This is a genomic window from Streptomyces sp. NPDC002619 (genome assembly GCF_042889305.1).
Classification (GTDB): domain Bacteria; phylum Actinomycetota; class Actinomycetes; order Streptomycetales; family Streptomycetaceae; genus Streptomyces.
The window spans coordinates 1-20,616 of sequence record NZ_JBIAQV010000019.1 but is presented as its reverse complement, the minus strand read 5'-3'; the positions used below and the strand labels follow the sequence as shown (position 1 = coordinate 20,616).

The 20,616-nt window shown below is 69.4% G+C and carries 14 protein-coding genes, 1 tRNA gene and 1 rRNA gene; 3 read left to right on the top strand and 13 right to left on the bottom strand.

The window, feature by feature from the left end; all coding sequences use genetic code 11:
- Positions 1-16 precede the first annotated feature (16 nt).
- A complete protein-coding gene (locus ACFYXB_RS26555; RefSeq protein WP_389586570.1) occupies positions 17-859 on the top strand; it encodes an Fpg/Nei family DNA glycosylase in 843 nt (280 codons plus the stop codon).
- A 32-nt stretch (positions 860-891) separates the two neighbouring features.
- Positions 892-1,656, top strand: a complete 765-nt coding sequence (locus ACFYXB_RS26550; protein ID WP_389586568.1) for an SDR family NAD(P)-dependent oxidoreductase — start codon at positions 892-894, stop codon at positions 1,654-1,656.
- Here the strand turns inward: ACFYXB_RS26550 and ACFYXB_RS26545 are convergent.
- From ACFYXB_RS26545 to ACFYXB_RS26500, 10 genes are all read right to left on the bottom strand, one after another.
- The gene (locus tag ACFYXB_RS26545; RefSeq protein WP_388505804.1) at positions 1,604-1,882 is read right to left on the bottom strand and encodes a hypothetical protein; all 279 of its coding nucleotides are present in this window, start codon (positions 1,880-1,882) and stop codon (positions 1,604-1,606) included. The two genes, ACFYXB_RS26550 and ACFYXB_RS26545, sit on opposite strands and share 53 nt — an antisense overlap.
- A 123-nt stretch (positions 1,883-2,005) precedes the next feature.
- The gene (locus ACFYXB_RS26540; RefSeq protein ID WP_389586745.1) at positions 2,006-2,476 is read right to left on the bottom strand and encodes a Dps family protein; all 471 of its coding nucleotides are present in this window, start codon (positions 2,474-2,476) and stop codon (positions 2,006-2,008) included.
- Between the two features lie 211 nt (positions 2,477-2,687).
- The gene (locus ACFYXB_RS26535; RefSeq protein ID WP_351359580.1) at positions 2,688-3,062 is read right to left on the bottom strand and encodes a helix-turn-helix transcriptional regulator; all 375 of its coding nucleotides are present in this window, start codon (positions 3,060-3,062) and stop codon (positions 2,688-2,690) included.
- 109 nt (positions 3,063-3,171) lie between these two features.
- Complete coding sequence (locus ACFYXB_RS26530; protein ID WP_389586565.1) at positions 3,172-3,717, bottom strand: CinA family protein; 546 nt, start codon at positions 3,715-3,717, stop codon at positions 3,172-3,174.
- Positions 3,714-4,445: a CDP-diacylglycerol--glycerol-3-phosphate 3-phosphatidyltransferase gene (gene pgsA, locus ACFYXB_RS26525; RefSeq protein WP_389586563.1), complete on the bottom strand. Its 732-nt coding sequence runs from the start codon at positions 4,443-4,445 to the stop codon at positions 3,714-3,716. The genes ACFYXB_RS26530 and pgsA overlap by 4 nt, the downstream gene beginning before the upstream one ends.
- The gene (rimO, locus tag ACFYXB_RS26520) at positions 4,442-5,917 is read right to left on the bottom strand and encodes a 30S ribosomal protein S12 methylthiotransferase RimO (protein ID WP_351359572.1); all 1,476 of its coding nucleotides are present in this window, start codon (positions 5,915-5,917) and stop codon (positions 4,442-4,444) included. The genes pgsA and rimO overlap by 4 nt, the downstream gene beginning before the upstream one ends.
- 92 nt (positions 5,918-6,009) lie before the next feature.
- A complete protein-coding gene (locus ACFYXB_RS26515) occupies positions 6,010-6,855 on the bottom strand; it encodes a helix-turn-helix domain-containing protein (protein WP_389586560.1) in 846 nt (281 codons plus the stop codon).
- A 275-nt stretch (positions 6,856-7,130) separates the two neighbouring features.
- Entirely contained in the window at positions 7,131-9,836 is a 2,706-nt protein-coding gene (locus ACFYXB_RS26510) for a DNA translocase FtsK (protein ID WP_389586558.1), read from the bottom strand.
- Positions 9,837-9,959: 123 nt separating this feature from the next.
- Positions 9,960-10,643, bottom strand: coding sequence for a response regulator (locus ACFYXB_RS26505; protein WP_351359563.1), 684 nt, complete (start codon positions 10,641-10,643; stop codon positions 9,960-9,962).
- Positions 10,644-10,917: 274 nt separating this feature from the next.
- The gene (locus ACFYXB_RS26500) at positions 10,918-16,377 is read right to left on the bottom strand and encodes a HAMP domain-containing protein (RefSeq protein WP_389586556.1); all 5,460 of its coding nucleotides are present in this window, start codon (positions 16,375-16,377) and stop codon (positions 10,918-10,920) included.
- Positions 16,378-16,771: 394 nt separating this feature from the next.
- Here ACFYXB_RS26500 and ACFYXB_RS26495 point away from each other — a divergent pair, with 394 nt between their 5' ends.
- On the top strand, positions 16,772-19,528 hold the full coding sequence (locus tag ACFYXB_RS26495) for a SpoIIE family protein phosphatase (protein ID WP_389586554.1): 2,757 nt from the start codon (positions 16,772-16,774) through the stop codon (positions 19,526-19,528).
- 68 nt (positions 19,529-19,596) lie between these two features.
- Here ACFYXB_RS26495 and ACFYXB_RS26490 read toward each other — a convergent pair.
- The 3 genes from ACFYXB_RS26490 to rrf form a co-directional block, all read right to left on the bottom strand.
- Positions 19,597-19,669, bottom strand: a tRNA-Thr gene (locus ACFYXB_RS26490).
- A 77-nt stretch (positions 19,670-19,746) separates the two neighbouring features.
- Positions 19,747-20,409, bottom strand: coding sequence for a DegT/DnrJ/EryC1/StrS family aminotransferase (locus ACFYXB_RS26485; protein WP_389586744.1), 663 nt, complete (start codon positions 20,407-20,409; stop codon positions 19,747-19,749).
- 114 nt (positions 20,410-20,523) lie between these two features.
- A 5S ribosomal RNA gene (gene rrf, locus ACFYXB_RS26480) occupies positions 20,524-20,616 on the bottom strand; the annotation flags it as partial.

Genomic DNA, 20,616 nt, shown 5'->3' with positions numbered 1-20,616 from the left:
GTGTCACCCTTGAGCCATGCCCGAAGGTGACACGGTCTGGCAGACCGCGAGGCGGCTGCACGGCGCGCTCGCGGGCCGGGTGCTGACCCGCAGCGACCTGAGGGTGCCCAAGTACGCCACGGCCGACCTCACCGGCCGCACGGTCCTCGACGTCACCCCGCGCGGCAAGCACCTGCTCACCCGTATCGAGGGCGGCCTGACCCTGCACTCGCACCTCCGGATGGACGGCTCCTGGAAGGTGTACGAGACGGGCCGGCGCTGGAGCGGTGGCCCCGCCCACCAGATCCGGGTGATCCTCGGCACCGACGACAGCACCGCCGTCGGCTACCGCCTGCCGGTCCTCGACCTCCTGCGCACCACCGACGAGTCCCGCGCCGTGGGCCACCTCGGCCCCGATCTGCTGGGCCCGGACTGGAACCCCGAACTGGCCCTGGCCAACCTCCTCGCGGATCCGGCCCGCCCCCTCGGCGAGGCCCTGCTCGACCAGCGCAACCTCGCCGGAATCGGCAACATTTACAAGAGCGAGCTCTGCTTCCTGCTCGGCGCTACCCCGTGGCTGCCCGTGGGCGCGCTGCCCGCCGGCCGCGCCGCGCAACTGCCCGCCCTCGCCCAGCGGCTCCTGGAGGCCAACCGCGACCGTCCCGTCCGCAGCACGACGGGCCGGCGCGGCCAGGACCTGTTCGTGTACGGCCGCGCACCCCGCCCCTGTCTGCGCTGCCACACCCCGATCCGAGCGGCCGACCAGGGCGACGGCTCTCGGGAGCGCCCCACCTACTGGTGCCCGTCCTGCCAGCACGGCCCCGCCCCGGCACCGGGCTCCCCGCAGACCCGCAGAATCCGCCCCCGTACAATCAATTGACGATCCATCAGACACGCTCGTACGGTCCCCTCATGCCCGTCAAGGCGTACGACCTCAGCGGACGCACCGCATTCGTCACCGGCGCCGCCAGCGGCATCGGCCGGGCCTCAGCCGTCCTGCTCGCCGAGGCGGGCGCGACGGTGCACTGCGCCGACCGGGACAAGGAGGGCCTGCACGGGACGGCCACCCTCATCAAGGACCGGGGCGGCACGGCATACACCCATCTCCTCGACGTCACCGACCGGGCGCAACTGCGGCAGGCCGTCCGGTCCTGCGAGCGGCTGGACGTGATGGCGGCGATCGCCGGGATCATGCACAGCAGCCTGGTCCTGGAGACCCGCGACGAAGATCTCGACCGGGTCCTGAACGTCAACTTCAAGGGCGTGCTGTACGCCTGCCAGGAAGCGGCCCGTCTGATGCTCGCCGGCGGCACCCGCGGCAGCATCGTCACCATGGCCTCCGGCGCCGTCGACACCGGCGGCCCCGGGCTCCTCTGCTACGGCGCCGCGAAGGCGGCCGTGGTCCAACTGACCAAGACGCTCGCGACCGAGGTCGGCCGGCACGGCATCCGGGTCAACGCGGTCGCCCCGGGCTGGATCCGCACGCCCATGACCGACCGTCACGACGGCGAGCAACAGGCGCACACCGAGGCCCTGATGGCCCGGATGTCACCGCTGGGCCGGGTCGGCGAAGCGGACGACATCGCACACGCTGTGCTGCATCTGGCGTCCGACGCCTCGTCGTTCACGACGGGTCAGATCCTGCGCCCGAACGGGGGTGTCGCGATGCCTTGGTGACGTCTCCCGCCCGCCAGGCCGCGACCCAACGCTCCGGCCCGACGGCGCCCGCGGCCAGCGCCTTCGGCACACAGTGCACCGGCAGCAGACTCAGTCCCCACCCCCCGGCCACGACGGCCCCCTCCACCAGGCCGGTGTCCGCCCCCAGCGCGATCCGCAGCACGGCCCACCACCACACGGCCCCGAAGCCCAGGGCGATCCCCGAGCGCACTGTCCGCCGCACCATGCCCGTCACCTCCCGCCGGGACGCTAGACCGCGGCCCTCACCACGAGGGAGGGCGCACCAGGGGCACACGAACGCACCGCCGGCGGCCCGGCCCGGGTCGGCACCGCGTCACTCACCGGGGCGCTACGCGTTCTCGGCCTGGAACATCCAGTGGTGTTTCTCGAGGTCCGCCGTGATCCCGATGAAGATGTCCTGGGTCACCGGATCCGCCTCACCCGTCGCCAGGACCCGCTCCCGCATACGCGCAATGACGGCACCCAGCGCGTCCACGAGCGTCCCAACGGCGTCCGTGTCCTTGACCCAGCCCGAGGGCGCCGGTCCTATGCCGCTGCTGGAGGCCACGGTCGGCGCGCGCCCGTCGGGCGGGACGCCCAGCGTCGACGCCCGCTCCGCCACGAGGTCGGAGTGGGTCCGCGCGGAGGCGACGACCTCGTCCAGCTGGAGGTGGATGGACCGGAAGCGGGGGCCGACGATGTTCCAGTGGATCTGCTTCGCGACCAGCGAGAGGTCCACCAGATCGACGAGTGCCCCCTGGAGCGCCTCGGACACGATCTTCAGATCCGCGTCGGACAACGGGCTCTTCACGACGTACACCACACCCTCCGATGATTCGTCCTGACATGTCCCTCCCACCATGACGGGTGCATCGGATACCGGCAAATGGACGCAAACCGGAACGCCATGCAGGCGGGCGCCTGGAAGGCGGACAGCGCGAAGGCCCCGGCCTGACTCCCCCGGGATCGTCCCGGAGAAGCCCCGACCGGGGCCTTTGACGTGTCGCGTTACAGAGCCACGCGCGTGAACGTCACGCGGCGACCACATCCACCGCCTCGGCGGGCGCCTTGATGGTCACCCGTTCCGGTGGCACACCGGTCACTGAGACGGAGCCCAGCATCGGACGAACCGGCGCGGGCACGGACTCGGTGGCCGCGGCAGACCGGGCCAGCTCGGCGAGGGCGAGCTCGTCGCTCACTTCCCGCATGAGCTCGGACATCCGTACGTCCAGCGCGTCGCAGATGGCGGAGAGCAGTTCGGAGGAAGCCTCCTTCTGCCCCCGCTCCACCTCGGAGAGATAGCCGAGTGAGACTCGGGCGGACGAGGAGACTTCGCGCAGAGTACGGCCCTGGCGTTGGCGCTGCCGACGCAGCACGTCACCAAGCAGGCGACGGAGCAGAATCATCGGTGGCTCCCTCCTCGGACCGCGTAGCCGCATCCTTCTCGCCCCACCGTACCGCCTTGCGCCGCGGCCGTGCGGGGAGCGATGTCGTGTTCACTCAGGGCTGCAAACATCAAAACCCCCCGTTCCGTTCCGTATCCTGTGCCCGCTCATTTCCAGTCTGTTCGCCCGCAAGCTCCTTCAAGAGCAGTGCGAGTACGCTCCGTACACTCTCCATACGAATGTCCGCGCGGTCGCCGTTCAACCGCAACGCCTCCACTTTTCCGCCGCCGGCGGAACCGGAATCCGACCCGAGAGGCCCGTCCACCGCCACGAAAACCGTCCCGACGGGCTGCCCGTCCTGTGGCTCGGGTCCGGCGACACCGGTCGTCGCGAGGCCCCAGTCGGCGCCGAGAGCCTTTCTCACTCCGGCCGCCATCTGGGCCGCGACCTGCGGATCCACCGCACCGCGCTGGGCCAGCAGAGTGGCGTCGACGCCCAGTAGCTCGTGCTTGAGTCCCGTGGCGTAGGCGGTGACCGAGCCCCGGAAGGCCTTGGAGGCCCCGGGAACCGATGTGATCTCCGCCGCAACCAGGCCACCCGTGAGCGACTCGGCGATGGCGAGCGTCTCGCCCCTCACCGTGAGTAGTCGCACCACTTCGGTGGCCGCGGACTTCACCCTTCCGAATCCTCCAACGCTGCCTGCCGCTCGGCGATTCCCTGCCTGCGCAGCACAATGGCCTGTCTCACATAGTCGAGCCCGGTCACCACGGTCAGCACGACCGCCGCCGCCATCACCCAGAACCTCAGGGTCGCCAGCCAGCCCGTCAGCGCCAGCACATACATCCCCACGGCCACGCCCTGGGTGAGTGTCTTGAGCTTGCCGCCGCGGCTCGCGGGGATCACGCCGTACCGGATGACGAGAAAACGCAGCAGCGTGATGCCGAGTTCCCGGCCGAGGATGACCACCGTCACCCACCACGGCAGATCGCCCAGCGAGGAGAGACAGATCAGCGCCGCGCCCATGATCGCCTTGTCGGCGATGGGGTCGGCGATCTTCCCGAAGTCGGTGACGAGGTTGTACGTCCGGGCCAGATGACCGTCGAACAGGTCGGTGATCATGGCGATGGCGAAGGCCGCCCAGGCCAGCGAGCGCCACGCGGGGTCGTACCCCCCGCCGGCCAGCATCAGCGCCACGAAGCCGGGGACGAGGAGCAGCCGGAGCATGGTCAGCAGGTTGGCGATGTTCCAGACGCTGGCCTGGTTGACGGCTGCGGCCACGACCTTCCCGCCGCGCGCGGACCTGGCTCCGCCCTCAGGGCCGGAAGCGGAACCGCCGGCGGCGGAGCCCGTGGCGCCCTGCGCGCCGGAGGAGCCGCCCGCGGCGGATGCCGGGACTCCGGTCATCTGCCCGCCTCCTCACCACACGCGAGCGAGCCCTGGAGCGGCTCGGCCACGAGGTCGACACCCTCCGTACCGACCACCTTCGCCTCGACGATACGGCCGACGCGCAGGCCTTCGCCGCTTGTGAGCAGAACCTGGCCGTCGGTCTCCGGGGCCTGGTGTGCGCCGCGGCCGTACGGGCCGTCCTCGCCGTCGACGGACTCCACCAGCACGTCCACGGTCTCGCCCAGGCGCTCCTCGGCCCGCTGCGAGACGAGTTCCTCGGCGAGCCGGGAGATGTGGGCCAGCCGCTCGGCGACGACGTCCTCGTCGAGCTTGTGGTCGTACGTCGCGGCTTCCGTGCCCTCCTCGTCGGAGTAGCCGAAGACGCCGATCGCGTCCAGTCGCGCGTGGATCAGGAAGCGCTCGAGCTCGGCGAGGTCGGACTCGGACTCGCCGGGGAAGCCGACGATGAAGTTCGAGCGCACGCCGGCCTGCGGGGCCTTGGCGCGGATGGTGTCGAGCAGTTCCAGGAAGCGATCGGTGTCGCCGAAGCGGCGCATCGCGCGCAGCACGTCCGGGGCGGAGTGCTGGAAGGACAGATCGAAGTAAGGGGCGATCTTCGGGGTGGACGTCAGCACGTCGATCAGGCCCGGGCGCATCTCCGCGGGCTGGAGGTAGCTCACGCGCACCCGCTCGATGCCGTCGACCCCGGAGAGCTCGGGCAGCAGGGACTCGAGGAGGCGGATGTCGCCCAGGTCCTTGCCGTACGAGGTGTTGTTCTCGGAGACCAGCATGATCTCCTTCACGCCCTGTTCTGCCAGCCACCGCGTCTCGTTCAGCACGTCGCTGGGGCGGCGTGAGATGAAGGAGCCGCGGAAGGAGGGGATGGCGCAGAAGGAGCAGCGGCGGTCGCAGCCGGAAGCGAGCTTGACCGAGGCGACCGGGGAGCCGTCCAGACGGCGCCGCAGGGGCGCACGTGGGCCGGACTCCGGGGCCAGGCCCTCGGGGAGGTCCACCGGGGCGCCGTGTCCGGGAAGCGCCACCTCGGTGGCAGAAACCTGTCGCTCGGCCGGGCTGATCGGCAGCAGCATGCGCCGGTCGCGCGGGGTGTGGGCGGCATGGATGCCGCCGCTCAGGATGGTCTGCAGACGGTCGGAGATGTCCGTGTAGTCGTCGAAGCCCAGCACGCCGTCGGCCTCGGGGAGGGCCTCGGCGAGCTCCTTGCCGTACCGCTCGGCCATGCAGCCCACCGCCACGACGGCCTGCGTTCTTCCGTGTCCCTTGAGGTCGTTGGCCTCCAAGAGGGCGTCCACGGAGTCTTTCTTGGCGGCTTCCACGAAGCCACAGGTGTTGACCACGGCGACATCGGCGTCCCCGGCGTCCTCCACAAGCTGCCAGCCGTCCGCCTCCAAACGGCCTGCGAGCTCCTCCGAGTCCACCTCGTTACGGGCGCAGCCGAGAGTGACTAGTGCGACGGTACGGCGTTCAGGCATGGGCTCAAGACTACTTTGTCTGACTGACACCCCACGTCGACGGGGTTGACCGTTCTCGGCCAACCCCGTGGTGTCGCGCCCTGCCGGGCCGACTAGCCGACCTGGGGGTCGCCCTTCGTGTACGTCAGACGCTCCACGGCGCCCGGCTGGAAGTCGTCCTCGATCTTCTTGCCGTTCACGTAGAGCTGGATCGCGCCGGCGTCGCCGAGGATGAGGTTGATCTTCGAGCTGTCCTGGAAGGTCTTGGAGTCGCCCTTCTTGAGGAGCCCGTCGAAGAGCATGCGGCCGTTGTGGTCCTTGGCCGAGATCCAGCTGCGCCCGTCGACGGCGCTGACCTGGACGGTGACCTTGTCCTGGGGCGCGGCCGCGATCGCGCTGTCGGACGGCTCGGGCTTCTCGGCGGCGGGCTTGCTGCCCGAGGGCTTGGGCGAGGCGGCCTTGCTGGTCGAGGGCGTGGCGCCCTGGGCGACCTCGTCCTTGGCGTTGCTCCCGTCGTCGCCGCCCTTGAAGACGGTGAACCCGACGAAGCCGACCACGGCGACGATCGCGGCGACCATGGCAGCGGTCCAGTTGGGTCCGCGCCGCTCCGGGCGGATACGTTCCGCCTCGAACAGCGGGGCGGCCGGCGTCGGCGCCGGGCGCCCGCCGTGCTCGGCCTCGTACCGCGCGAGCAGCGGGGCCGGATCGAGGTGCACGGCCTTGGCCAGGGTCCTGATGTGCCCGCGGGCATACACGTCTCCGCCGCAGGGCGCGAAGTTGTCCGCCTCGATGGCGTGCACGATGGCGATGCGCACCCGAGTGGCGCTACTGACGTCGTCGACGGTCAGCCCGGCCGCGGTGCGCGCCTGCTGAAGGGCGCGGCCCACGGAGGTACGGGATTCCTCGGATACGTCTTGGAACGGACGCTCGTCTTCAGGGGAGTTGCTGCCGATGGACACGGGGGCGCCTTTCGAGCGTGTAGCCACCTGTGCTGGAAGTTCAGTCTATGGGGGGTACGAAAGGGTGGGGCAACCGGGCGGTATCAATCTGTACGCCATCGGTATGGCCGGACATCCCGACGACGGGACGGGTACGAACTCCAGTGTGGGGCCCGCGCCTGTCCTTTCGCTCAACTTGACGTGCGTCAAGGGGAAACGGTTGCCCGCCGATCTCTAACGAGTGGATCACGACGCGTCCACCCGGCCCTACCCGCAGGACCGGACGGCCGGCTTCTCTATCCCTCAGACTCCCCACGGATCACGGCGAGCACGCCATCCAGCTCGTCGGGTTTCACAAGAACGTCACGTGCCTTGGAACCCTCGCTCGGGCCGACGACGTTGCGGGACTCCATGAGGTCCATGAGCCGCCCGGCCTTCGCGAAGCCGACGCGCAGCTTGCGCTGGAGCATGGACGTCGATCCGAACTGCGTGGAGACGACCAGTTCGGCCGCCTGGCACAGCAGGTCGAGGTCGTCGCCGATGTCCTCGTCGATCTCCTTCTTCTGCTTGGTGCCCACCGTGACGTCGTCCCGGAAGACCGGCGCCATCTGGTCCTTGCAGTGCTGGACGACGACCGCGACCTCCGCCTCGGTGACGAACGCGCCCTGCATACGGGTCGGCTTGTTCGCCCCCATCGGCAGGAAGAGCCCGTCGCCCTTGCCGATCAGCTTCTCGGCGCCTGGCTGGTCGAGGATGACGCGGGAGTCGGCGAGCGAGGAGGTGGCGAACGCCAGCCGCGAGGGCACGTTGGCCTTGATCAGTCCGGTGACCACGTCGACGGAAGGCCGCTGGGTCGCGAGGACGAGGTGGATGCCTGCCGCGCGCGCCAGTTGCGTGATACGCACGATCGCGTCCTCGACGTCGCGCGGGGCGACCATCATCAGGTCGGCGAGCTCGTCCACGATCACCAGCAGGTACGGATACGGCTGGAGTTCCCGCTCGCTGCCCTCGGGCAGCTTCACCTCGCCGTTGCGGATGGCCTCGTTGAAGTCGTCGATGTGCCGGTACCCGAACGCGGCCAGGTCGTCGTACCTGAGGTCCATCTCCCGTACGACCCACTGGAGCGCCTCGGCGGCCCGCTTCGGGTTGGTGATGATCGGCGTGATCAGGTGCGGGATGCCCTCGTAGGCTGTCAGTTCGACGCGCTTGGGGTCGACGAGGACCATGCGCACGTCCTCCGGGGTCGCCCTCATCATGACCGACGTGATCAGGCAGTTGATGCAGGACGACTTGCCGGAACCGGTCGCGCCGGCCACCAGGATGTGCGGCATCTTCGCCAGCGAGTGCATGACGTAGCCGCCCTCGACGTCCTTGCCGAAGGCGACCAGCATCGGGTCGTCGTCCTCCGCGGACTCCGCGAGACGCAGCACGTCGCCGAGGTTGACCATCTCCCGGTCGGTGTTCGGGATCTCGATGCCGACCGCGGACTTGCCGGGAATGGGGCTGATGATCCGCACGTCCGGGCTGGCGACGGCGTACGCGATGTTCTTGGTGAGCGCGGTGATCCGCTCGACCTTCACGGCAGGGCCGAGTTCGACCTCGTAGCGCGTGACCGTGGGACCGCGCGTGAAGCCGGTGACGCGCGCGTCGACCTTGAACTCGGTGAACACCTTGGTGAGCGACGCGACGACGGCGTCGTTCGCCGCGCTGCGGGCCTTGCCGGGGCCGCCGCGCTGCAGGAGGTCGAGCGAGGGCAGCGAGTAGGTGATGTCGCCGGAGAGCTGGAGTTGCTCCGCGCGCGGAGGCAGGTCGCGGGTCTCCTCGGGGGCCGACTTGGTCAGGTCGGGGACGTTCTCGACCGGGAGCTTCTCCTGCTTGGGCCGCGCGGCCGGCGCCGGGACAGGAGTCGGCGTGGTGTTCTCGCGGTCGCCCACACTCACGCCCTGGGTGAGGTCGGCGACAAGCGGCGAGGGCGGCATGCCGTGCAGGACGGCGCCGTCGAGCGCGGCCGCGGCCGCCGCGGCGACGTCCACGGCGTCCATCTGCCGCCCCATGTCGGGCTGCGGCACCGCGGAGCGCCTGGGGCGGCTCCGGCGCTTGGAGAGGGCTTCCTGCTCGGTGCTGTCGGTGTCGTACGCCTCGGGGGCGCCCCGGCGCTTGTGAGGGCGCGCGGGCAGCGCTTCGCGCCACTGCTCCTCGTACCGCTCGTCGTCGTCCTCGCCGAATTCGTCCGGCACCGGGTCGTGCAGGAGACCGAGGCGCACACCGAGCGAACGGAGCCGCTGCGGGATCGCGTTGACCGGGGTGGCGGTGACGACCAGCAGTCCGAAGATCGCGAGCAGCACGAGCAGCGGTACGGCGAGGACGTCGGTCATCGAGTACGACAGCGGGGTCGCCGCCGCCCAGCCGATGAGGCCGCCGGCGTCCCTTATGGCCTGCATGCCGTCGCTGCGGGCGGGCGAGCCGCAGGCGATGTGGACCTGGCCGAGCACACCGATGGCGAGCGCGGACAGGCCGATCACGATACGGCCGTTGGCGTCCGGCTGCTCGGGGTGCCGGATGAGGCGCACAGCGATGACCGCAAGCAGTATCGGCACCAGCAGGTCGAGGCGGCCGAAGGCGCCGGTGACCAGGATCTCCACCAGGTCGCCGACGGGACCGCGCAGATCGGCCCAGGTGCCGGCGGCGACGATCAGGGCGATGCCGAACAGCAGCAGCGCGACGCCGTCCTTGCGGTGCGCCGGGTCGAGGTTCTTCGCGCCCTGCCCTATCCCGCGGAAGACGGCGCCGACGGCGTGCGCGAGGCCGAGCCAGACGGCGCGCACGAGTTTGTAGATGCCGCCGGTGGGATTCGGCGCCGGCTTGGGTGCCGGCGCCGACTTCTTCGCGGCGGCCTTCTTGGCGGGTGCCTTCTTCGCAGCGGCCTTCTTCGCCGGAGCCTTCGAGGGAGCAGCCGCCTTCTTCGCGGGCCGCTTCTTGGCTGCGGAGGGACGTGAGGCCATGGATGTGAGGTTACCGGTGGAGACGACAGCGGACACGTGTGCCTACTGCTTCACCCGTTCGTGTCGCCCCTGCGTCGGCACGGAACTGACGCGCACTCATGCGCAACGGACGTGCCCCGGGCGTCAGTTCTGGCTCGGCAGTGTCGGGGCACCGCCGCCGGTGCCCGGCTCCAGGGCGTCGAGCGCCCGGCGCAATCCCGTGAGTTTGCGTTCGAGATGGGCGGCCGTGGCCACGGCCGCCGCGTCCGCGGACTCGTCGTCCAACTGCTTGGACAGCGCCTCAGCCTGCTCCTCGACGGCCGCGAGCCGCGCGGACAGTTCGGCGAGCAGTCCCGCCGGCTCCTTGCCGGGGCCGACCGCGCTCTTGCCGCCGCCCTCCAGCTGGAGCCGCAGCAGCGCCGCCTGCTCCCGCAGTTGGCAGTTCTTCATGTACAGCTCGACGAACACGGAGACCTTCGCGCGCAGCACCCATGGGTCGAAGGGCTTGGAGATGTAGTCGACCGCGCCCGCCGCGTAGCCCCGGAAGGTGTGGTGCGGACCGTGGTTGATCGCAGTGAGGAAGATGATCGGGATGTCCCGGGTCCGCTCGCGCCGCTTGATGTGCGCCGCGGTTTCGAAACCGTCCATTCCTGGCATCTGGACGTCCAGCAGAATGACCGCGAAGTCGTCCGTGAGCAGTGCTTTGAGCGCTTCCTCCCCGGACGATGCCCGCACCAGCGTCTGATCGAGCGCAGAGAGGATGGCCTCCAGCGCCAGCAGATTCTCCGGCCGGTCATCGACCAGGAGGATCTTGGCCTTCTGCACCATGGCCCGCCCTCCTCGCCCCGGCGGTACACCGGGCGCCGCCCCAGGGGACGACTCCCTTTCGCCGCCCGTCCTTGTGCCGGTCATGGTAGCCGCACCCCGCCCGTCGCCACACCCTGTCACCGTGATGTCACTGTGCACGTAGCAGAAACGCGGCGGGGGACCAGAAGGTTCCCCGAATCCCACACCTCTACACGGCCCCGGGCACCCGGAGTCAGCAGCTCCGTGTGCCCGCCGAAGGTTCCCGTAACGTTCATCCGGAGCCCGTCCGATCCCCTCATTCCTCGCGCATCCACTGCTCCATCACCGACAGCAGGTGATCGGGATCGACCGGCTTCGTGACGTAGTCGGAAGCGCCCGACTCGATCGCCTTCTCCCGGTCGCCCTTCATGGCCTTCGCGGTCAGCGCGATGATCGGCAGACCGGCGAACTGCGGCATCCTGCGGATCGCCGTGGTCGTCGCGTACCCGTCCATCTCGGGCATCATGATGTCCATCAGGACGACCGCCACGTCGTCGTGCTGTTCCAGGACCTCGATGCCCTCGCGGCCGTTCTCCGCGTACAGCACGGACAGTCCGTGCTGCTCCAGGACGCTGGTCAGCGCGAAGACGTTGCGGATGTCGTCGTCGACGATCAGCACCTTCTCCCCGCCGAACCGCACGCCGCGGTGCGGCTCGGGTGCCGACTCCTGCCGGGCGGCGGCAGCGCCGGTCGGCCACAGCTCGGCCACCGGAGCGCCCCGGCGGCGGCGCCGGAACAGCGCGGCAGCGCCGTTCTGCGTCTCCTGGTACGACTTCACCTCGGCCGGCGTCTCGATCTCGGCGTCGGACAGCTCGGGCATCTGATGATCGGAGGCGAGCAGTTCCCCCGCCGCCAGCACCGGCAAGGATTGCTGATAGCCCTGCGGCGGCAGTTCACTCGGGTGCAGCGGCAAATACAACGTGAACGTCGAGCCGCGTCCCGGCTCGCTCTGCGCATGGATCTCACCGCCGAGCAGGTGCGCGATCTCCCGCGAGATCGACAGCCCGAGGCCCGTACCGCCGTACTTGCGGCTGGTCGTGCCGTCGGCTTGCTTGAACGCCTCGAAGATCACCCGCATCTTGCTGGCCGCGATGCCGATCCCGGTGTCGGTCACCGAGAACGCGAGCAGCGCCGCGTCCGGGTCGCTGACCGAACCGGTCTCCAGCAGCTGCTCGCGGATGCCCACCGGAACGTCCGCGCCGGCGGGCCGGATCACCAGCTCGACCGAGCCGGAGTCGGTGAACTTCACCGCGTTCGACAGCAGGTTGCGCAGCACCTGGAGCAGCCGCTGCTCGTCGGTGTGCAGGGTGGCGGGCAGTTCGGGCGAGACCCGTACGGACAGGTCGAGGCCCTTCTCCGCGGTCAGCGGCCGGAAGGTGGCCTCCACGTAGTCGACGAGCTGGACGAGCGCGATGCGCGTCGGCGAGACGTCCATCTTGCCCGCCTCGACCTTCGACAGGTCGAGGATGTCGTTGATCAGCTGGAGCAGGTCGGAGCCGGCGCCGTGGATGGTCTCGGCGAACTCGACCTGCTTCGGTGTCAGATTGGCGTCGGCGTTGTCGGCGAGCAGCTTGGCCAGGATCAGCAGCGAGTTGAGCGGGGTGCGCAGCTCGTGCGACATGTTGGCCAGGAACTCGCTCTTGTAGCGCATGGAGACCGCGAGTTGCTCGGCGCGCTCCTCCAGGACCTGCCGTGCCTCCTCGATCTCCGTGTTCTTGACCTCGATGTCGCGGTTCTGCCGGGCCAGCAACTCGGCCTTCTCCTCGAGCTCGGCGTTCGAGGCCTGCAGCGCCTTCTGCCGGTTCTCCAACTCGGCCGACCGCTCACGGAGTTGCTCGGTCAGCTCCTGCGACTGCTTCAGCAGCAGCTCCGTCTTGGTGTTGACGGAGATCGTGTTGACGCTGGTCGCGATCATCTCGGCGATCTGGTTGAGGAAGTCCTTCTGGATCTGCGTGAACGGCGCGAAGGACGCCAGCTCGATGACGCCGAGCACCTTGCCCTCGAACAGCACCGGAAGGACGATCACCTGCGCGGGCGGGGCCTCCCCGAGCCCGGAAGAGATCTTCAGATAGCCGCTGGGCGCGTTCTCCACGATGATCGCACGTTTCTCCTGGCCCGCCGTCCCGATCAACCCCTCACCCGGCCGGAACGACGTCGGCATGGAGCCCATCGAGTAGCCGTACGAACCGAGCATGCGCAGTTCGTACGCGTCCTCCTGCTCGGCGCTCGTGTCCTTGCCGTCGACCAGCGGCATCGCCAGGAAGAACGCGCCGTGCTGCGCCGAGACCACCGGCGTCAGCTCGCTCATGATCAGCGAGGCCACGTCCTCCAGGTCGCGGCGGCCCTGCATCAGGGCCGAGATACGGGCGAGGTTGCCCTTGAGCCAGTCCTGCTCCTCGTTGGCGATCGTGGTGTCACGCAGGTTGGCGATCATCTTGTTGATGTAGTCCTGGAGCTCCTGGATCTCGCCGGCGGCGTCCACGTCCAGCTTCAGGTTGAGGTCGCCGCGGGTTACCGCGGTGGCCGCGCGCGCGATGGCCCGCACCTGCCGGGTGAGGTTCCCGGCCATCTCGTTCACGGACTCCGTCAGGTCGCGCCAGGTGCCGTCCACGTCACGCACGCGTGCCTGCCCGCCGAGCTGACCCTCGGTGCCCACCTCACGGGCGACCCGGGTGACCTCCTCGGCGAAGCTGGACAGCTGGTCGACCATCGTGTTGATCGTCGTCTTGAGTTCGAGGATCTCACCGCGTGCGTCAATGTCGATCTTCTTCGTCAGGTCACCCTTGGCGATGGCCGTGGTGACCATGGCGATGTTGCGCACCTGGCCCGTCAGGTTGGACGCCATCTGGTTCACGGACTCGGTGAGGTCCTTCCACGTACCGGCCACACCCGGTACGTGCGCCTGGCCGCCGAGGATGCCGTCCGTGCCCACCTCACGGGCCACCTTTGTGACCTGGTCGGCGAACGAACTCAGCGTCTTCACCATGGTGTTGATGGTGTCGGCGAGCTGCGCCACCTCACCGCGCGCCTCGATGGTCACCTGCCGCGTGAGGTCGCCGTTGGCGACGGCCGCCGAGACCTGGGAGATGTTGCGCACCTGCATGGTCAGGTTGTTGGCCATCAGGTTCACGTTGTTGCTGAGGTCCTTCCAGATGCCCGTGACTCCCGGCACGTGCGCCTGCCCGCCGAGGATGCCCTCCGTGCCCACCTCACGGGCCACGCGGGTCACCTGCTCGGCGAAGGACGACAGTTGATCAACCATGGTGTTGACCGTCGTGACGAGCTCAAGAATCTCGCCCTTCGCGTCAACAGTGATCTTCTTGGACAGGTCGCCCTTGGCGACCGCGGTCGTGACCTCGGCGATGTTGCGCACCTGGATGGTCAGGTTGTTCGCCATGAAGTTCACGGACTGCGTGAGGTCCTTCCAGGTGCCCGCGACCCCCTGCACCTCGGCCTGGCCGCCCAGCATGCCCTCGGTGCCCACCTCGCGCGCGACGCGCGTGACCTCCTGGGCGAACGACGACAGCTGGTCGACCATCGTGTTCAGGGTGTTCTTCAGTTCCTGGATCTCACCGCGCGCGTCCACGGTGATCTTCTGCGAGAGGTCACCGCGCGCCACCGCCGTCGCGACCTGGGCGATGTTGCGCACCTGGGCGGTGAGGTTGCCGGCCATGCCGTTCACGGAGTCGGTCAGGTCGCGCCACACACCGGCCACCCCGGGCACCTGCGCCTGACCGCCGAGGCGGCCCTCCGTGCCCACTTCGCGGGCCACCTTGGTGACCTGGTCGGCGAAGGCGGAGAGCTGGTCGACCATCGTGTTGATCGTGTTCTTCAACTCGAGGATCTCGCCACGGGCGTCGACATCAATCTTCTGCGACAGGTCACCGCGGGCCACGGCCGTCGTCACCTGGGCGATCTGCCGCACCTGGGAAGTCAGGTTGCCCGCCATGAAGTTGACGGAGTCCGTGAGTTCCTTCCAGGTGCCCGAGACACCGTCCACGCGCGCCTGACCGCCGAGGCGGCCCTCCGTGCCCACGTCCCTGGCCATCCGGGTCACCTGGTCGGCGAAGCTGGAGAGCTGGTCCACCATCGTGTTCACGGTGTTCTTCAGCTGGAGCATCTCGCCGGAGACATCGACCGTGACCTTCTGCGACAGATCGCCGTTGGCCACCGCCGTCGTCACCTGCGCGATGTTGCGCACCTGACCGGTGAGGTTGCGGAATGCAGTGTTGACGGAGTCGGTCAAGTCCTTCCACGTACCGGCCGCACCGGCCACCTGCGCCTGGCCGCCCAGCTCACCCTCGACGCCGATCTCCCGGGCCACGCGCGTGACCTCGGCACCGAACGACGACAGTTGATCAACCATCCCGTTGACGGTGTTCTTCAACTCGAGCATCTCGCCGGCCACGTCGACCGTGACCGTCTGCGACAGATCGCCGTTGGCCACCGCCGTCGTCACAGCGGCGATGTCCCGCACCTGTGTGGTCAGGTTCCGGAAAACCGTGTTCACGGAATCCGTCAGGTCTTTCCACGTCCCCGCCGCGCCCGGCACGTTCGCCTGACCGCCGAGCCGCCCCTCGGCACCGACCTCGTTGGCCACACGCGTGACCTCGTCCGCGAAGATCCGCAGCGTCTCGGTCATCTGGTTGATCGTCTCGGCAAGCTGCGCGACCTCACCGCGCGCCGGAACGGTCACCTTCTGCGACAGATCGCCGTTGGCGACAGCGGTGGTGACCTGGGAGATGCCACGCACCTGCGCGGTCAGATTGCCCGCCATGGTGTTGACCGAGTCGGTGAGCTCCTTCCACACGCCGGCCACCCCGGGCACCTGCGCCTGACCGCCCAGGATGCCCTCCGTGCCCACCTCACGGGCGACCCGCGTCACCTCGGAGGAGAACGACGACAGCTGCTCCACCATCGTGTTGACAGTGTTCTTCAGCTCCAGCATCTCGCCGGCCACATGCACGGTGACCTTGCGCGACAGGTCACCCCGGGCCACCGCGGTGGTCACCAGCGCGATGTCCCGGACCTGCGCGGTCAGCCGGTTCGCCATCGTGTTGACGGACTCCGTCAGGTCCTTCCACGAACCGGACATACCGCGCACGCGTGCCTGACCGCCCAACTTGCCCTCAGTGCCCACCTCGCTGGCCACGCGCGTGACCTCGTCGGTGAACGTCGAGAGCTGGTCGACCAGGTTGTTGACGGTCCGCCCGACCCGCAGGAACTCCCCCCGCAGCGGATGCCCGGTCCCGTCCGGCGCCTGCGTGCGCAGCTCCATGCGCGGCGACAGATCGCCCTCGGCCACCGCGGTCAGCACCCGGCCGACCTCGGAGACGGGCCGTACGAGATCGTCGACCAACGCGTTGGAGGCCTCGATCGCGGCCGCCCAGGAGCCTTCGGAGGCACCTGTTTCCAGCCGTTCTGTGAGCTTTCCCTCACGCCCGACCATGCGCCGGACCCGCGACAGCTCACCCGTGAGATGGAGATTGCGGTCGGCCACCTCGTTGAAGACAGCGGCGATCTCCGACACCACGCCGTCCCCGGACACCGTGAGCCGCTTGCGGAAGTTCCCGTCGCGCATCGCCACGAGCGCCACCAGCAGCCGGTTCAGGGCAGCCGTGTCCACCACCGTGGTCCCGCCGCCTCGCTGCTTGCTCAGGGACTGTCCGCCTTTCGCGCGCGTCTTCGTGCCCCGCGTCGCTGCGCCAGACTCCACTGTGTCCCTCCCGCAGGGGTCGACCATTGCTGCCGTGCTTCGAGTACTTCTGTTCGGCGTACCAGATACCGGTTACTGCTGCTCACTGCTGCGCATTCGTGCCCGAGGAGATCCGGCCACACCAGAGACTGCTGCCCGCGCTACACGGATCACACCCAGCCCGCCCGGACCTTCACAAGAAGCTTGCCCAGTGTTTCACCCCTGCCGAACCAGGCCATAACAGTTCGGCAGCTTCGCACATCGTCCGCACACGGGGGGCGTAAACACCGGCGACCGGCATCCGCTCGGACGGCGAAGGTAAGTAACCTTGCATCCGGCTGTCCAGCCACACCGGTCCGTCCGGCCTGGGCGGTGGCACGAGAACGAGCGGGAATCGGAGGGGCGGCCGCAGAACATGACCACCGGACTGATCCCCGGGGGACAGACCCCGGACCGCCGGCCGACGGGCGAACACATGCCGCAGCAGCGGCACGACCTGGTCGGCCACGGAGTCCTGCACGTCGACGACAAGTCGAGGAGTTCTGTGATCACCGCGCGCGCGGCCGCCAGCTTCGAGCCCGTCGGGCGTTCCGTCGCGACCGCCCGGTCCTTCGTCCGCGACACGCTCCAGGGCTGGGGCTTCGCCGACATCGTCGACGACGCCGTGGTCCTCACCAGCGAACTGGTCACCAACGCCGTGGTGCACGCGGGCACCCACGCCGACGTCCTGTGCCTGCGCACCGAGGACGGCGTACGGATCGAAGTGGCCGACCGCTATCCGGAACGCGAGGTCCCTCTCCAGGGCTCGCCCGTCAACATGGGCAGCCCAGACCGCGAGGGCGGCCGCGGCCTCCAGCTCTGCGCGGCCCTCGCCGGCCGCTGGGGCGTCGAGTACACGCCGACCCATAAGAACGTCTGGTTCCAACTCGACCTCCCCGAGCGCCCGGTGGGCACCCGCTCCGCCGGACCCTCGCTCCCCGCCGAGCTTCTGCCGCTCGCCGACGGCCGGGTCCGCGTGGCTGTCGTCCAGATCGACCGCACGGGCGCCATCACCGCCTGGAGCGAGGACGCCGAGGAACTCTTCGGCTACCCCGCCGACCAGGTCACCGGCAAGCCCCTCACCGACCTCGCGGCCTGGCCGCACACCCCGGGCACCAGCACCGGCATCGTCGAGGCACTCCAGCTCTCGCGGTGGGAGGGCAGTTACGGCATCCGCGGTGCCGACGGCCGTGTCACCCCGGTGTACGCCTCGCATCTGAGGGTCCGCGACACCGGCGGCGAGCCCTCCACCGTCTGCCTCCTGGTCCGGGACCACGAACGCGCCGTACTCCAGACGCCGTTGCGCGTCCCGGCCCCGGACACCGCCGGCTCGGCCGACGGTCAGAGCAGCGACCCCTTCGAGGTGTTCATCGGCTCGCCGGCCCCGGACGACCTCGACGGCCTCCTGCAGCGCACGGTGGAACGCGCCCGCGACATGCTCGACGCCGACTCCGCCTTCCTGCTCCTGGCGACCGACGACGAAACCGAGTTGGAGGTCCGCGCCTCCACCGGCCTGCCCTCGGCCCGCCAGCGCTTCGCGCGCGTGCCCGTCGAGGCGGGCCCCGGCCGCTACGGCTCGGCCCGTATGCCGGCCGTCCACGACGACCTCACGGCCGTACCGGGCGCCGTACCGCTGCTGAGCGGCACCGGCATGCGCTCGGTCGTCACCGTCCCGCTGAAGGTCGAGGGCCGCCTCACGGGCTCCCTCGGTGTCGCCGCCGAGGCACCGAGCCGGTACTCCAACGAGGAGGCCCTGCGCCTCCAGTTCGCCGCCGACCGCATCGCCCTGGCCGTCGAATCGGCCCGCCTGGGCGAGCTCGAGCGTCTGCGCCGCGGCTCGCTGAGCTTCCTCGTCGAGGCCTCCGACCTGCTGGCCGGCACCCTGGACCGCGACCAGACCCTGGCCCTCATGGCCCAGATGACGGTGCCGACCCTGGCCACCTGGTGTGCCGTCTACACCATCGCCGACCAGGCCTCGGAGCCGTACCTCTCGTACGTCCTGCACGAGGACGAGGAACTCATCGACGGCATCAAGTCGTTGTTGTCGAAGATGCCCCCGCCGGACCCGGTACCCACCCCGGGCGCCCGCGTCTGGACGGCACCCGCCGAGGTGGCCCACCAGGCCGCCCTGCGTACCTCCATGCGCAGCCTCGGCCTCACCGGCGGCCCCACGCACCAGGTCTCCTCGAGCATCGGCCCGACGCTCGCCACGGCCTCCGCGGTGGGCGGCGAGACCGTCGTCCTCCCGCTCGTCGCCCGCAACCGCGTCATCGGCATGCTGACGCTCGGCAAGCCGACCGACGAACACTTCCGCCAGGAAATCCTGGAGCTGGCCGAGGACTTGTCCCGCCGGGCCGCCCTGGCCCTGGACAACGCCCGCCTGTACTCGGAGCGCACGGCCATCAGCCAGTCCCTCCAGCGCAGCCTCCTGCCGCCCGGCCTCCCCCAGATCGACGGCGTGGAGGTCGAGGTCATCTACCGCGCGGCCGGCGAGGGCAACGAGGTCGGCGGCGACTTCTACGACGTCTTCCCCATCCGCGACGGCGCCTACGGCTTCGCCATCGGCGACGTCTGCGGTACGGGCCCGAACGCGGCGGCCGTAACCGGCCTCGCCCGGCACGCACTGCGCCTGCTCGCCCGTGAGGGCCTCACCGGCCCGGCGGTCCTGGAGCGCCTGAACTCGGCCATTCTCGACGAGGGCGCCCGCAGCCGCTTCCTGACCCTCTTGTACGGCGAGATGCGCCCCCAGGAGGACGGCAGCGCGGAGCTGAAGGTGGTCTGCGCCGGGCACCCGCTCCCCCTCCGGCTGCGCCAGGACGGCACGGTGGAGGCGGCGGCCGAACCCCAGCCGCTCCTCGGCGTCATCGAGGACCTGGAGCTGTACGAGCAGACGGTCACCCTGGACCCCGGCGACGTCCTGCTCTGCGTCACGGACGGCGTGACGGAGCGCCGGGAGGGCACCCGCATGCTGGGCGACGACGGCCTCGCCGACGTCCTCACGACCTGCACAGGCCTCACGGCGGGCGCGGTGGCGGCGCGCATCATGCGCGCGGTGGAGCGCTTCGCCTCCGACGCCCCGTCCGACGACATGGCGATCCTCGCGATGCGCGTCCCGGGCCTGCACAAGGACTAGGACAGGGAGCGGGGCAAGGATCTGGGCACGACAAAGGCCCCACCCGACCGGGTGGGGCCTTTGGACTGAGCCCCCAAACGGAATCGAACCGTTGACCTTCTCCTTACCATGGAGACGCTCTACCGACTGAGCTATAGGGGCCTGTTGCGTTTTCGGGGCTTCCCCCGCGGCAACGGAATAGATCATACCCTGAACTGAACCGTGTTCCCAAACCCCGCTCAGAAAGCCGGCTGGAGCAATCCGCCGAGGGCATTGCACGCCGACACTATCCGCTGCATCTCGCGTTTGGTCAACGTGGCGTCCACGGGAAGCGCGAGCGTTTCGTCGGCGGCCACCTCCGTCTCGGGCAGCGACACGCAGCGGCGGAACTCGGGCAGCCGGTGCACGGGCGTCTTCACCGGCACCCGGCACTCAACTCCCCTGGCTCGCACGGCCCGTGCGAAAGCGTCCCGGTCCGGCCGGCCATTGCCGGGCACGCGCACGACGTACTGTTGGAAAGTGTGCCCGTCCCCGCCGTCGGGCGTGCGTACGCCCCTGAGCTTGGCGTCGAGGTAAGCGGCACGCTGCCGTCGCTGCGCGATCTCGTCGTACGGCGCCTCGGACTCCCCCTCCTCCAGCACCAGCAGGCCGTGCCGCTGACCGACACCGTGCAACCGCCCGAGGTCCGCCCGACGTCCAAAGCGATGGACGACAACGACGGCCGCGGTACGGGAAGTTATGGTCGCTTCGACTGAGGTCACGTCGAGGCAGTACGTCACCGGATCTATGTCTGCGAACACCGGGATCGCACCGGCAAGAGTCACGGCCTCGGCGACTTCCACGTTCCCGAAGGCCGGCACGACGACCTCGTCACCGACTCCGACGCCGGCGGCCCTCAGCATTGCAGCAGTACCCATGTGGTGGATGCTGTGCGCGGAACGTGAACGTCAAGTTACGGCGAACAAAAAAGGGTTGGGCTCCGAACCGAAGTTCAGAACCCAACCCTTTGAAGAATTGTTCGGCGGTGTCCTACTCTCCCACAGGGTCCCCCCTGCAGTACCATCGGCGCTGTAAGGCTTAGCTTCCGGGTTCGAAATGTAACCGGGCGT